The organism is Fictibacillus sp. B-59209, from assembly GCF_036216745.1.
GTDB classification, from domain to species: domain Bacteria; phylum Bacillota; class Bacilli; order Bacillales; family Fictibacillaceae; genus Fictibacillus_C; species Fictibacillus_C marinisediminis.
This window is the reverse complement of record NZ_JARMMC010000007.1, coordinates 23,911-37,000: the sequence shown is the minus strand read 5'-3', so window position 1 is coordinate 37,000 and position 13,090 is coordinate 23,911. Positions and strand designations below refer to the sequence as shown.

At 45.7% G+C, this 13,090-nt stretch carries 13 protein-coding genes and 1 other annotated feature; of the genes, 2 read left to right on the top strand and 11 right to left on the bottom strand.

Annotated features, from left to right (window positions below; translation table 11 throughout):
• Window positions 1-48: 48 nt before the first annotated feature.
• The 10 genes from P4361_RS05130 to P4361_RS05085 all read right to left on the bottom strand — a co-directional run bounded on the left by P4361_RS05130 (window position 49) and on the right by P4361_RS05085 (window position 10,192).
• Window positions 49-1,650 (bottom strand): tetratricopeptide repeat protein, encoded by a 1,602-nt coding sequence (locus P4361_RS05130; protein WP_328088491.1) that lies wholly within the window; start codon window positions 1,648-1,650, stop codon window positions 49-51.
• A 279-nt stretch (window positions 1,651-1,929) separates the two neighbouring features.
• A complete protein-coding gene (gene tyrS / locus P4361_RS05125) occupies window positions 1,930-3,174 on the bottom strand; it encodes a tyrosine--tRNA ligase (RefSeq protein ID WP_328088490.1) in 1,245 nt (414 codons plus the stop codon).
• 43 nt (window positions 3,175-3,217) lie between these two features.
• Window positions 3,218-3,445: a binding site (T-box leader), on the bottom strand.
• Window positions 3,446-3,688: 243 nt separating this feature from the next.
• Window positions 3,689-4,393, bottom strand: coding sequence for a bifunctional phosphoribosyl-AMP cyclohydrolase/phosphoribosyl-ATP diphosphatase HisIE (gene hisIE / locus P4361_RS05120; RefSeq protein ID WP_328088489.1), 705 nt, complete (start codon window positions 4,391-4,393; stop codon window positions 3,689-3,691).
• Window positions 4,390-5,148, bottom strand: a complete 759-nt coding sequence (hisF, locus tag P4361_RS05115) for an imidazole glycerol phosphate synthase subunit HisF (protein ID WP_256224549.1) — start codon at window positions 5,146-5,148, stop codon at window positions 4,390-4,392. Before hisF ends, hisIE begins: the two co-directional genes overlap by 4 nt.
• Window positions 5,149-5,877: a 1-(5-phosphoribosyl)-5-[(5-phosphoribosylamino)methylideneamino]imidazole-4-carboxamide isomerase gene (gene hisA, locus P4361_RS05110; RefSeq protein WP_062237963.1), complete on the bottom strand. Its 729-nt coding sequence runs from the start codon at window positions 5,875-5,877 to the stop codon at window positions 5,149-5,151.
• A complete protein-coding gene (hisH, locus tag P4361_RS05105; protein ID WP_053357076.1) occupies window positions 5,874-6,509 on the bottom strand; it encodes an imidazole glycerol phosphate synthase subunit HisH in 636 nt (211 codons plus the stop codon). Before hisH ends, hisA begins: the two co-directional genes overlap by 4 nt.
• On the bottom strand, window positions 6,510-7,100 hold the full coding sequence (gene hisB, locus P4361_RS05100) for an imidazoleglycerol-phosphate dehydratase HisB (RefSeq protein WP_062237961.1): 591 nt from the start codon (window positions 7,098-7,100) through the stop codon (window positions 6,510-6,512). It lies immediately after the preceding gene.
• A complete protein-coding gene (gene hisD, locus P4361_RS05095) occupies window positions 7,093-8,373 on the bottom strand; it encodes a histidinol dehydrogenase (RefSeq protein WP_328088488.1) in 1,281 nt (426 codons plus the stop codon). Before hisD ends, hisB begins: the two co-directional genes overlap by 8 nt.
• Window positions 8,370-9,014: an ATP phosphoribosyltransferase gene (gene hisG, locus P4361_RS05090; RefSeq protein ID WP_328088487.1), complete on the bottom strand. Its 645-nt coding sequence runs from the start codon at window positions 9,012-9,014 to the stop codon at window positions 8,370-8,372. The genes hisD and hisG overlap by 4 nt, the downstream gene beginning before the upstream one ends.
• The gene (locus P4361_RS05085) at window positions 9,011-10,192 is read right to left on the bottom strand and encodes an ATP phosphoribosyltransferase regulatory subunit (RefSeq protein ID WP_328088486.1); all 1,182 of its coding nucleotides are present in this window, start codon (window positions 10,190-10,192) and stop codon (window positions 9,011-9,013) included. The genes hisG and P4361_RS05085 overlap by 4 nt, the downstream gene beginning before the upstream one ends.
• 252 nt (window positions 10,193-10,444) lie before the next feature.
• Between P4361_RS05085 and cax the strand changes: the two genes are divergently transcribed.
• Window positions 10,445-11,509, top strand: a complete 1,065-nt coding sequence (gene cax / locus P4361_RS05080) for a calcium/proton exchanger (RefSeq protein WP_328088509.1) — start codon at window positions 10,445-10,447, stop codon at window positions 11,507-11,509.
• A 205-nt stretch (window positions 11,510-11,714) separates the two neighbouring features.
• On the opposite strand, the gene P4361_RS05075 is transcribed toward cax, so the two are convergent.
• A complete protein-coding gene (locus tag P4361_RS05075; RefSeq protein ID WP_053357070.1) occupies window positions 11,715-11,957 on the bottom strand; it encodes a zinc ribbon domain-containing protein in 243 nt (80 codons plus the stop codon).
• Between the two features lie 99 nt (window positions 11,958-12,056).
• Here P4361_RS05075 and P4361_RS05070 point away from each other — a divergent pair, with 99 nt between their 5' ends.
• Window positions 12,057-13,064 (top strand): TlpA disulfide reductase family protein, encoded by a 1,008-nt coding sequence (locus tag P4361_RS05070; RefSeq protein ID WP_328088485.1) that lies wholly within the window; start codon window positions 12,057-12,059, stop codon window positions 13,062-13,064.
• The last annotated feature ends 26 nt before the right edge of the window (window positions 13,065-13,090 follow it).

Below are 13,090 nucleotides of genomic sequence, written 5' to 3'. Positions count from 1 at the left end.
TTGTAGTTACATGGTATCGGCCAAAGGCTTTTTCGTCCATAGATTTGCTCAATCTACCCGTTCAAGACCTCTTTTGATAAATTGAATGCGCGAGGAGAGCATGGAAACCGTTATCCCATACAGCTCGGCGATCTGGCGCTGAGTTGCTCCGTCTTTTCGTTTTCTGGATACATAATCAATAGCCGCAGCAATCGCCTTATCATTTCTGAGCAGCGAGCTGTCAGAACGAGCCAGAATCATCGTTTCCAGCCATAAGAACGTCACATCGTCATCAATGGAAGCTCCATATTCCTTCATGATAGAAAGGATGCTCAGCCCACTTGCAATGGTCGGAGAAACATTCTCTATGATCTGCTCTCCATCTTCTCCTTGAATGGAAACCTTTGTACCCGGACTCATCTCTACTAAAAGACTGGCCGCTACTTCTTTAAGGACGGTATGTTCATCATCCCTTGTGCAAAATTCCTGTAGGGTTTCAATGTTTTCTTCGCTATTATTCCCACGCAGTAAGGTTAAATGCACCAATTTACTTTTTTGCAGACCGCGTGCCACGTTATTAAAGCGCTGCATGAAATCCCTTTTTTGGGTATTCTCCTGTTTCACATTCGAAGGCGCCCGGTATTGATAATCAGCGCCCGTGACAGTCAGCTCGTCATTTTGTGCTTTCTCAAGATAATAAGAAGCGACCTGGCTTTTCGGATCAAGTTCCTGTGCCTTTGACCAGCAGTTCATTGCCCGCTCTGTCCGGCCAAGCGCATAGAATGAAACAGCCAGTAAATGAAGATAGGAAGGATCATTGTAGTAGTAATGTTTGTTGATGGATGCCAGCCAGCGGTTAGCCCAGGCATGCTCATTAAAGATGCCGAACGTGCTGCCGAGTTTATAGCGATGGTCCGGATGAATTGGATAGACCTTTTTCAACCCCTCAACCATTTCAGCAGCCTCTTCTTTTTTCCCCAATTGCTCGTAAAAAATAGCAAGATTACAGAGGGCATTCAAATTGCCCGGATTTTTATCCAGGATGGACGTGAGCACGTTCAATGCTTCCTCAAATTCATTTAAATAAAAATGAGTAAGAGCAAGATTGTTATACGCAGCCCAAAACGCAGGATGCTTGCTGATGAGTTCAGCCAGCTGTTTTTTTGCTTCCTTCAAGTCCCCTTTTTCAATACTGTGCCGGGCCTCTTCATGGCCGATGATCAATTCCTCTTCCTCTGTTAAAGCTTCACTTCCGGTCTCAAAATTGATCAAATCGATCAGTTCAAGTGCATCATCAAAAAATTCACCGTCAGGATCTTTTTTCATATAAAGCGAGGCATAGGTTTCGGCTTCTGAAAACATTCCCAAATGCGCATAGTTGTTTGCCATAAAAAAGTAACACTCACTAATGTCCTGTCCCATTGTTTCAAGCACCTGCACTAAATACAGGTTAGATTTATCATATTCACCCAGCTCGGCCAATGTGGATGCGAGCTGGCAATAAAATGCCGGTTCTTCGGGCTGCAGGTACACAGCTCGTTCAAATAATTTTCTTGCTTTATCTAAATCCTTCTTTTGGTAAGCTTTAATACCCCGGTGGAAATAATATTCTCCATCCTGCATGAAAGGAAGTATGCGCATGTCACTTTCCGCGTGATTTTCCTTTTTCATTCTTTCCTCCAATTTCTATGTAAAAAGCATATTACATAGCCTTTATTTCTAGCCGTTCGTTTTCAACCCAAAAAAGTATACCATACACCAAAAGCGTCTTACATACCCTTTTTAAACTTTGTCAATGAAACTTTCGACAAAGGTTTTATTAAGATTTCATTTTAATCTATGGATCTTTAAAAAACAGCAAGCAAATGGAAAAAATATTGCTGTTTTTGTCCAGAAGCTTCTTATGACAGAAAACCACCGTCTCCTGAAGCGGAAAACGGTGGCCTCAATTTATACAGTTAATTTAACAAACTTTCTTTTTCCTACTTGAACGATTGTATCATCTTTTATCTCAATCTCAAGTTTTACGTCTGACACCTTTTTTCCATTAAGCTTCACCCCGCCGTTCTGAATCATTTTCCGGGCTTCACTTTTGGAACTTAACAACTGCAGGTCAACAAGAAGTTCAACGACAGCAACATTTCGATCGCCATTCCACTTCACTTCCGGGATTTCTTCAGGCAATGCTCCTTTTTGGAAAACACGCAGAAAATGCTGTTCTGCTTTTTCTGCTGCTTCCTTTCCGTGGAACATCCGGACAAAAGTCTTGCCTAGCTGGATTTTCGCGTCACGAGGGTGAAGGGTGCCTTCTTTTAGATCTTCTTTCAGCTTGTTCTTTTCATCCACCGTGTAGTCTGTGGCCAAATCAATATACTTCGGCATCAGTTCATCAGGAATGGACATCGTTTTGCCGAACATCTCATTCGGCTCTTCATTGATTCCAATGTAGTTGCCTTTTGATTTTGACATCTTTTCAACACCGTCAAGACCTTCAAGTAAAGGCAGCAGGATCACGGCCTGCTTCTCTTTTTTATAGTGTTCCTGCAGGTGCCTCCCCATCAGCACGTTAAAATGCTGATCGGTTCCCCCGAGTTCAAGATCACTTTCCAGAACAACAGAATCGTAGCCTTGCATGAGCGGGTAAAAGAATTCATGAAGAGAGATCGGCTTGCCCGTAGAGATCCGCTCTGTAAAATCATTTCGTTCAAGAAGCCGCGCAACGGTTATTTTGCCTGCCAACTGGATGACATCCTCAAAGTTCAATTTAGAAAGCCAGTCGGCATTATAATGAAGCTCCACCTTTTCCATATTCAGCACTTTGCCGAACTGCTCAAAATAGGTCTTCGCATTGTGTTTCACTTCTTCATCAGTAAGCTGCTTCCGTACAGCGGATTTGCCGGTAGGATCCCCGATCTTGCCTGTAAAATCACCAATAATGAGCTGGATAATGTGCCCGTTTTGCTGAAACTGCTTCAGCTTCTGCAGAACGACCGTGTGTCCGATATGAACGTCCGGAGCAGAGGGATCCAAGCCAAGCTTTACTTTTAAAGGCTTATTCTTAAGCAAAGACTTCGCGATCTTCTGTTTAAACTCGTCCGCAGGAATGATCTCCTGTACACCATTGGCATACAGTGCATATTGCCGCTCCAGCTCGCTTTTTTGGTCAGCTGACAATCGTTGAATCAAGTCTTTCATCCTAATCATTCCTCCTTAAAAATTTAAAAAACCACATCCCTAAAAAAGGGACGTGGTTTTTACACGCGGTACCACCCTTGTTGAAGCTTAAAGCTTCCACTCAAGCGAATTAACGGTTCAGGCCGTTCTCTGCTACTGATCTGAAATGAATGACCGGTTCACAAAGAAAGTTCGAGGAGGTAATTCATACTTATCTGTGACCGGTTCTCACCACCCACCGGCTCTCTGAAACAGGGAGATAACTACTACTGATTCCTCTCATTACTTTTATCTCTTTTGGTTTTTAACTAGTTTAGTGTATTCAGCGGGAGAATTCAAGTTAATTCCAGGTGTTTTGGTTTGGAGGCGGTTGTTGTGGTGGTGAAGAAGTCTGAATAGTTAGATTGGATCAATTAAGTGCTTGTTTGGCTCAATTAATTTGAGTTAGACTCTAATTATTCTCCAGTTGGCTCAATTCCATCATTTCATCGCACAAAAAGGCCGCCGAACATCCCGGCGGCCCCACAATTACTCTTTATTTTCGATCCTTGGAAGTATGTCGCTCTTCTAATACGCCCAAAACTTCAGCAAACGGAAGCTTTTGTTCCTGCAAAAGGACAAGAAGGTGATAAATCAAGTCGGCGGCTTCCCATTTCAGTTCTTCTTTGTCGCGATTTTTCGCAGCAATGATCACCTCTGAAGCTTCTTCTCCGACCTTTTTCAATATCTTGTCCACACCTTTATCAAAAAGATAGGTAGTGTATGCTCCCTCAGGCATCTGCCGCTCTCGCTCGGCAATCAGCCCCTGCAGCACATTAAGTATTTCAGGAGATTTACTTCCTCCTGCTTTGCCCGGAACAACATCCCCGTAGGATGTTTTCCCTTCAGTGGCTGATCCATCGGTGACTGGCACCGAACCTCGCAGGGATGCTTCCCCAGAAAAACAACTCTCAGCCCCGGTATGGCACGCAGGCCCCTTCGGATCGACAAACACGACGAGCGCATCCTGGTCGCAGTCCATGCGGATGTCCACGACTTTTTGCGTGTTGCCGGACGTTTCACCCTTGTGCCAGAGCTCCTGGCGAGAACGGCTGTAGAATACCGTTTCACCAATCTCGAGTGTTTTTTTCAGCGACTCTTCATTCATATACGCAAGGGTAAGCACCGTTTTCGTACGGGCGTCCTGAACGATGGCCGGCACCAGCCCTTTTTCATCAAACTTTACGGAAGACACATTCATCGGATCACCACTCCTTTTTCTTTTAGCTCTTTCTTTACTTCTCTAACCGACGTTTCCTTATAATGAAAGATGCTGGCAGCAAGACCTGCATCTGCTTTTCCTTCTGTAAAAGCTTCATGGAAGTGCTGTGCATTCCCCGCTCCGCCGGATGCGATGAGAGGAACCGTAACTGCTTCACTTACTGCTTTCGTCAGTGCCAGATTAAAACCGCTCTTTTCTCCGTCCTGATCCATGCTCGTCAGCAAAATTTCGCCTGCACCCCGCTTGACCGCCTCTTTCGCCCATGCCGTTACTTCCCACTCGGTCGGTTTCCTGCCCCCATGAGTATAGACACGCCAAGAACCAAGAGATTCATCATACTTGGCATCGATCGCTGTGACAATACATTGGGAACCGAAGTAATCAGCGCCTTCTGTAATGAGCTCAGGGCGCAAAAGTGCAGCTGTATTAACAGAAACCTTATCGGCGCCTGCTCGCAGCACACGTTTCATGTCTTCCAGTGAATTGATGCCGCCACCTACGGTAAACGGGATGGCGAGCTGGCTCGCCACCCGGTCCACAACATCGATCATCGTCTGCCGGCCTTCATGAGAAGCGGAAATATCAAGAAAGACAAGCTCATCCGCGCCTTCCCGGTCATAAAAAGCTGCAAGCTCGACCGGATCACCAGCGTCAATGAGGTTGACGAACTGTACGCCTTTTACAACTCTGCCTTCTTTGACATCAAGACAGGGAATGATTCGTTTTGTCAGCATTTATTTCACCTTCTCCAGCGCTTCCTCTAGTGTAAATCTGCCTGTGTACAGGGCTTTCCCGATAATCGCACCGCCGATGCCGCGGTGGTCTTTTTTCAGCGCCTCAAGATCAGCCAGAGAGCTGATTCCTCCTGATGCGATCACGTTTTTACCCGTTAGACCGGCTAGCTGGCCGATCGCTTCGGTGTTCGGCCCTTGCAGGGTACCGTCCTTCGAAATATCTGTAAAAATAAACGTCTCTGCTCCTTCATTCGACAGCCGCTCAGCAAGATCAGCCGCTTTGATCTCAGACATGTTCAGCCATCCTTCAGTCGCCACATAGCCGTCTCGAGCATCAATGCCAATTGCAATCCGTTCTCCGTAAGTACGAAGCATTTTTAGTACAAACTCCGGATTGGAAATCGCCGCGCTTCCCAAGATCACACGGTTCACTCCCTCTTCCAGATAGAAGGCCACATCCTCTTCCGTGCGTATTCCGCCTCCTATTTGTACAGAAACCTGAAGTTCTTTGGCGACTCGGACAGCATGCTGGTGATTGACCCTCTCCCCCGCCTTTGCACCATCAAGATCAACCATATGAATCCATTTTGCACCTGCTTCTGCGAATTGCTTGGCCATGTCAAAAGGGGAATCTCCATAAACGGTTTCCTGATTATAATCTCCCTGCAGCAGCCTTACGCATTTCCCGCCGCGCATATCAATGGCTGGATACAATAAAAATTCACTCATGCCTTCGCCTCCTCTGCCAGATTGCAAAAATTGCTTAAAATCGTCATGCCGACTTCTGAACTTTTTTCCGGATGAAATTGTGTACCGAAAATATTGTTCTGTCCGACTACAGCGGGCACGCTTTGGCCACCGTATTGCGCCTGGGCAATCAAACAATCGCTGTCACCCGTTTGGACCGCATAGGAATGAACAAAATAAACATAGCCTTCATCCAGGTTTTCAATCAGCGGAGAAGTTCGGTTGTACTCAAGCTTATTCCAGCCCATATGCGGCACTTTGTACGTCTCACCGCTGCTCGTTTTTCCTGAGAAACGTTCGACTGTTCCGGGAAGCAGACCTAACCCTTTGGTGATGCCATTTTCCTCGCTTTCTTCAAAAAGAAGCTGCATGCCGAGGCAGATACCGAGCAGCGGCTTTCCTGCAGCGGCTTCTTCTTTAATAAAATCTGCCAGCCCTGTTCCGTTTAAAATGGCCATGGCATCCTTAAACGATCCTACACCCGGCAGGAGAAGCTTATCTGCTTTTGCCAGCTCTTCTTTTTGATCAGAAAGAAAGTAAGGCTGATCAAGGCGTTTGAGGGCGGAACTTACGGAGTGCAGGTTCCCCATCCCGTAATCGATAATGCCGATCATTTATAACATCCCCTTTGTTGAAGGAACACCCTTCACACGGGGATCGATAAGTGTCGCTTCATCTAACGCTTTCGCGAAGGCCTTAAAGACGGCTTCAATCATATGATGGGTGTTTGTTCCGTAATGCACAATCACATGAAGATTCATTCGTGCTTCCAGTGCAAGCTTCCAGAAAAACTCGTGCACAAGCTCCGTATCAAATGTCCCTACCTTTTGAGAAGGAAATTCTGCGCGAAACTCAAGATGAGGACGGTTGCTTAAGTCGATGGCCACTTGGGCAAGGGTTTCATCCATCGGCACAAAAGCGTTCCCATAGCGCTTAATCCCCTTTTTATCGCCAAGTGCTTCCTTGATTGCTGTTCCAAGACAGATTCCAACATCCTCTGTCGTGTGGTGATCATCAATCTCCGTATCGCCTGTGGCTTTCACCGATAGATTAAATAAGCCATGCCGGGTAAACCCGTCCAGCATGTGGTTTAAGAAAGGAACAGGTGTGTCGATGTCCGATTGTCCTTCGCCATCAATGGAAAACTCCAGGGCGATCTGCGTTTCTTTTGTATTTCTTTCTATTGAATAGGTTCGGTTACTCATGTTCGGTTTCCCCCAATCGCTTCTCTACTGCCCGTGCGTGTGCTTCCAGTCCTTCGAGCCGGGCAAATGCGGCTATCTTTTTAGCATTATCCTTAATGGCTGTTTCACTGTACATGATGATACTTGATTTTTTCGTAAAATCGTCCACATTGAGCGGAGATGAAAAACGTGCGGTTCCACTGGTCGGCAAAACATGGTTGCTGCCGGCAAAGTAATCGCCAACAGGCTCTGAGCTGTTCTGGCCAAGAAAAATTGCTCCCGCATGTTTAATTTGCCCCAGCAGTTCCATCGGGCTTTCCGTCATTACTTCCAAATGCTCGGGAGCAATCTCATTGATCAAATCAATGCCTTCTTTTAAGGTATCCACAAGATAGATGGCTCCATAATTCCGCACCGCTTCTTCTGCGATCTCTCTGCGTGGAAGCGTCTGCAGCTGCTTGTCCACTTCTTCTGCCACTTGTTCTGCCAGGACTTCTGATGTTGTTACCAAAACAGCCGCTGATCTCGGATCATGCTCCGCCTGTGACAGCAAGTCAGCCGCAATGTAGGAAGGATTGGCTGTCTGGTCCGCCAATAAGGCGATTTCACTCGGACCTGCAATCATATCAATATCGACCGTTCCAAATACTTCACGTTTCGCGAGTGCCACATAAAGGTTTCCAGGTCCAACAATTTTATCTACGTTCTGGATCGTTTCTGTTCCATAAGCAAGAGCCCCAATGGCCTGTGCTCCGCCGCTTTTATAGATCGCAGCCACTCCGCTTTCATTGGCGGCTACCAGTACACCAGCCGGGAGCTTGCCGTTTTTGTCAGGCGGAGAAATCAGCACGATCCGCTCTACGCCGGCCACCTTTGCTGGTGTTACACCCATAAGCACAGACGAAGGATAAGCTGCTGTACCACCGGGAACATACACGCCTACGGAATCAAGCGGTGTAATTTTCTGGCCAAGCACTGTACCATCCTTTCTAGTAAAAAACCATGATTGCTTTTTTTGCTGAACATGGTATTCCTCTATGTTCCTGGCGGCTTCTTTTATGATTTCAACCATTTCATCGTCGATTTCATCGTATGCCTGCTGAATTTCTTCTGGTGACACCTGCAATTCCTTCAGCTGCACCCCGTCAAACTTCTCTGTCAGCTCAAAAAGCGCGGCATCTCCCTGTTCTTTTACCTGGTTTAAGATACTTTTAACAGAAGAAAGCTGTGCTTCAGAATCCTGATCGATGTTTCGCTTTAAACTTTTTAAGTCTATCGCTCTCTCAATCTTCACAGTACTTCCTCCTTGCTCTCTACCACTTTGCTAAGACGTTCGACCAGATCATCAATAACCCCTGCTTTCATGCGGTAGCTCGCTGGATTGACGATAATTCTGGACGTAATTTCCCGGATTTTCTCCATTTCTACAAGGCCATTCTCCTTCAATGTTCTTCCGGTAGAAACGATATCGACAATGCGGTCCGCCAATCCGATCAGCGGAGCGAGCTCAATGGATCCATTCAATTTGATGATCTCCACCTGTTCTCCCTGCTCCCGGAAATACTGTGCCGCCACATTCGGATATTTCGTCGCAATCTTGGGTGCCACTGAGTTTTCTCTTTGTCCGGGAAGTCCGGCCACAGCCAGATAACAGTCGCTGATTTTCAGGTCCAGGACTTCATATACATCCCGTTCTTCTTCAAGCATTACGTCTTTTCCAGCGATCCCTGCATCTGCAACGCCGTGCTCCACATAAGTGGGAACGTCCATCGGCTTGGCCAGGATAAAACGCATCCCTGCTTCTTCTATTTCAATAATGAGTTTTCTCGAATCTTCAAATTCGGGAGGCAGCGGATAACCCGCCTGGCGCAAAAGCTCTACTGCTTCCTGAAAAATCCGCCCTTTTGGCATTGCTACCGTTAATAAGCTGCTCATTGTACCTCCCCTTTCTCCGGTTTGCCGATATAATAAATGACTTCTTGAAAACGGCCGCTGTATTCATCAACGTTGCCGACCCCTGAAATATCCTGAACAATAGCAGATAGCCCTTTTTCGCGAAGTTCTCTTGATTTTTCGATGGCTTCTTTTCTGCGTTCCGGACTAAAAACGATGCATGTCCGAGGGTTAAGTGGCTCTTTCACGTTCAATGCCTCGATCAAGTAATCAAGCCGGATACCGAAACCGATCGCCTGCGCACTCCTGCCGAATTCACCGAGCAGCTGATCATACCTCCCTCCGCTGCATAGCGGAAAGCCTAGCTCATTGGTATATCCTTCGAATACGATACCCGTGTAATAGCTCATATGGCTGAAGAGCGTAAAATCAAGGATGACTTTATCTTTTACTCCGTACAAATCTAAAATTGAAAAAAGCTCCTGTAAATCAGCAACTGCTTTTTTCCCTTCAGGTGCTGACATACCTTTGGCCTCATCCAGGATCTCTTCCCCCCCTCGCAGGTGAAGCAGATCCAGCAATCGTTTTTTATCAATGGACGACAGTGCCAGGTTTTTCACATGACTGGCGTAGCCTACATAATTTTTTTCATATAAATATCGCAAAAGTTCTTCTGTTCGCTCAGCGTTTCCGAGCACTTCAAGAAAAAGTTCATTAAGGAATCCAATATGCCCCACGGCCACTTTAAATTCTTGCAGTCCTGCCTTTGAGAGGGCTGACACCATGAGCGCGATAACCTCCGCATCTGCACTTGATGTTCCATCGCCAATCAGTTCGACTCCTACTTGTTCAAATTCTGCAGGGCGGCCTCCTTCCCGCTGCTGTGAACGGAATACAGCCGAATCATACGCCAGACGAATGGGATACGAAACATCTTTCATGCTCGAAGAAACCACTCGGGCGATCGGCGCTGTCATGTCTGGCCTGAGGACGAGCGTTTTTCCTTCTGAATCCATTAGTTTAAAGAGCTGCTGATCCAAGATCGCAGATGCTTCGCCTACTGTATCGTAATATTCTAAAGTAGGGGTTTGAATGAACTGATAGCCCCATCCTTTGATCTCTTGTTCCATCACCTTACGAACCTGCTGTTTTACTTGATATAACACGGGAAGAGTATCTCTCATCCCCATTGGTTTTTCGAAAACAAACGGCTTTGACATTGACTCACACCTTCACTTTGCTTTAGTTCGCTAATATACTACCGAGATAAAATATACGTTGTAGTCTACACCTCTTTTTGTCATTCGTCAACCGAAAGAGCGGGAAGGCAACACTTGCAGGCTTGACCCTTTTATCGATAAAATACGTTACAGAAGGATGAAAAAGGGAATACTTGATGGGAGCTAAAAACATAGGAATCACTGCAGTTAATTTAGTATTTCACAAAAAAACTCTACTATAAAGGAGAATACATATTGATTAATCGCATTTTTTTCATCGGAATTATACTAGGAATTCCTTTATCTGTCGCCGCCAGCCTGATGCATTGGCCGGCAGTTGCTTCATTTATTATTTACTGCGTAACGATTGTTGCCCTGGCTTCATTCATGGGAAGAGCGACCGAGAGCCTTGCCATTACAGTTGGCCCCAGGGTCGGAGGGCTGCTTAACGCCACCTTTGGCAATGCCGTAGAGCTGATCATTTCTATTTTCGCCTTAAAAGCTGGATTAGTTTCAGTCGTGCTCGCATCTTTGACAGGTTCAGTATTGGGGAACCTTTTGCTTGTCGGGGGACTTTCGTTCTTTATCGGCGGCTTGAAGTTTAAACGGCAAAAGTTTAATGTGCATGATGCCCAGCACAACGCGGGATTAATGATTTTTGCCATTGTTGTAGCTTTTGTTTTCCCTGAAGTATTCTCATTGACACTTGATAATCACGAATCTTTTACATTAAGCATATGGGTTTCTGCGATCATGATCGTCCTTTACTTGGCTGCCCTCTACTTTAAGCTTGTGACTCATCGCGGCGTTTATGCCTATGACGAGGAAGGCGGAGAGCATGATGAAGAAGAAGAAGCAGAGTGGACGAAGAAGAAATCAATCAACGTTCTATTCCTCGCAACCTTGGCTGTTGCGTACATTTCAGAAAACCTCGTGCATACGTTTGAAGAAGTAGGCAGAGCACTTGGCTGGAGCGAAGTATTCATCGGGATTATCATCGTCGCAATCGTTGGTAATGCAGCGGAACATGCTTCTGCTGTATTGATGGCCTACAAAAACAAAATTGGAGTAACTGTTGAAATCGCCGTCGGTTCAACACTCCAGATCGCCATGTTTGTTGCTCCTGTTCTAGTTCTTGCTTCCATGTTCTTTGAGAAGCAGATGTCACTTGTCTTCTCACTGCCTGAACTCGTTTCGATGGTCTTGGCTGTGTTCCTGACCATCTCCATTACGAATGATGGGGATACCAACTGGTTTGAAGGCTTGACCCTTCTCGCAGCCTACCTGATCATGGGTGTCGGATTCTATCTTTTGTAACAAAAGACATATTGTTTATCCAAGATGCTGAATTAGGGTATGTTTGGATTGAAGAGGCCTATAAAAAGCCAGCTATCCCAACCCTGCTGTAAATAAAAAATGACTTGAGGGGCTCTCTCAAGCATCAGTATGAGAGGTTTGACATGTCAATCGTAAAAAAAAGCTTCAACAGCGAGAACATGATGTTCCGCTGCTGAAGCTTTTTTCATCCGAAGAAGATGTCCATGATCGTCCCGAGCTGCCCTTTCTTCCCTTCCAGAATGGACGGATTGTAAACCTCCACATATCCGCAGTTCTCACACGAAACAAACAAATAATGGTTATGCTGGATATCGAGAAGCTTGCTTAAGCCCGATCCTGTCATGGCAAGTTCCTTCGTTTGGCATTGGTCATGCTGGCATTTCACACATTTAAATCTTGAGCGTATTTCATCCGTTACACGACTCATTATTCATCACCCTTTTTATGATTTTCTCTATCATACTTGTCCCTTACCGTGGATAAGGTAATAGTAATCATATGTTTTTAAGGAAGGCGGTTATGATCGATGCCAGAAGTTATTCAGCTGGGGCTCTTACACTTGAACACTCAGCTTTTGCTCCTATTGTTATCTGGAATGTTTGCTTATGGAGTGGCGCATTTTAAAGCCAAAGAGGAAAACAAAGGGTATGCAGAAATCAATCTAGTCTGGAATGCCGCAACCCTTATCCTTTTCATATGGAAAATAAGCTATTTTTTTCTACACCCGTTATTGACGATTAAGCACCCCAGTTACCTTCTCTATTTCTCAGGAGGCACTCCGGGGCTGGTTTTTGGGACGATCGCTGCTGGTTTGTATGTTTTAATTGCTCTGAGCAGAACGCATGCATCAGCATCCTCTTTATTATTCACTGGCACACTCTCCGGAACTGCCTTCTGCATGTTTTACGAGGGTGTTCATGCTTTCTATGAAAAAAGCATCGTGTCCGCTGCCTTTTCCACCGTATCATGCGGGATATTTTTTGTTCTTCTTTTCATGAAAAACAAACGTGTTCACAGACTCAGCTCGCTTGTACTAGCAGCTCTTGTTTTGCTTTCTTTAGCAGGAACCGCCACTATCGAGAATAAAAAGCTTCCAGCTGCTGAAGCAGGAGTATCAGGTTTGAAAAGAGGCAACACCCCGCCTGATTTCAAACTAAACTCTTTGGACGGGAAAACGATCTCACTTTCCCAATATAAAGGAAAAACAGTGTTTCTGAACTTTTGGGCCAGCTGGTGCCCTCCGTGCCAGGCTGAGATGCCGGAGATGCAGCGGTTTTATAAAGAACATCGAAGCAAAGATGTGGTCATTCTCGCCGTGAATCTTACATCAGAAGATTCACGTGAAGCGGCCAAGACATTTGCCAAAAAGCATCACGTCACCTTCCCTGTTTTATATGATGAAAAGGGGAAGGTGGGTGGAAAGTATCATGCGTTTACCTTACCAACGACGTATGTCATAGACAAAAGCGGCACGATCGCCCAGCTTCATATTGGTCCCCTGAACGCAGACATGATGGAATCACTCATTCAATAGATCATTCACAGCTTTTTTTCCAGGAT

Excerpts from the sequence above, each read along its gene's own strand:
- hisF (WP_256224549.1), bottom strand. The coding sequence starts at position 5,148 with ATGCTGACAAAACGAATCATTCCCTGTCTTGATGTCAAAGAAGGCAGA.
- P4361_RS05075 (WP_053357070.1), bottom strand. The coding sequence starts at position 11,957 with ATGAGTCGTGTAACGGATGAAATACGCTCAAGATTTAAATGTGTGAAA.
- hisG (WP_328088487.1), bottom strand. The coding sequence starts at position 9,014 with ATGAGCAGCTTATTAACGGTAGCAATGCCAAAAGGGCGGATTTTTCAG.
- tyrS (WP_328088490.1), bottom strand. The coding sequence starts at position 3,174 with ATGAAAGACTTGATTCAACGATTGTCAGCTGACCAAAAAAGCGAGCTG.
- P4361_RS05085 (WP_328088486.1), bottom strand. The coding sequence starts at position 10,192 with ATGTCAAAGCCGTTTGTTTTCGAAAAACCAATGGGGATGAGAGATACT.
- hisB (WP_062237961.1), bottom strand. The coding sequence starts at position 7,100 with ATGAGTAACCGAACCTATTCAATAGAAAGAAATACAAAAGAAACGCAG.
- hisA (WP_062237963.1), bottom strand. The coding sequence starts at position 5,877 with ATGAGTGAATTTTTATTGTATCCAGCCATTGATATGCGCGGCGGGAAA.
- hisIE (WP_328088489.1), bottom strand. The coding sequence starts at position 4,393 with ATGAATGTGTCTTCCGTAAAGTTTGATGAAAAAGGGCTGGTGCCGGCC.
- hisH (WP_053357076.1), bottom strand. The coding sequence starts at position 6,509 with ATGATCGGCATTATCGATTACGGGATGGGGAACCTGCACTCCGTAAGT.
- P4361_RS05130 (WP_328088491.1), bottom strand. The coding sequence starts at position 1,650 with ATGAAAAAGGAAAATCACGCGGAAAGTGACATGCGCATACTTCCTTTC.
- P4361_RS05070 (WP_328088485.1), top strand. The coding sequence starts at position 12,057 with ATGCCAGAAGTTATTCAGCTGGGGCTCTTACACTTGAACACTCAGCTT.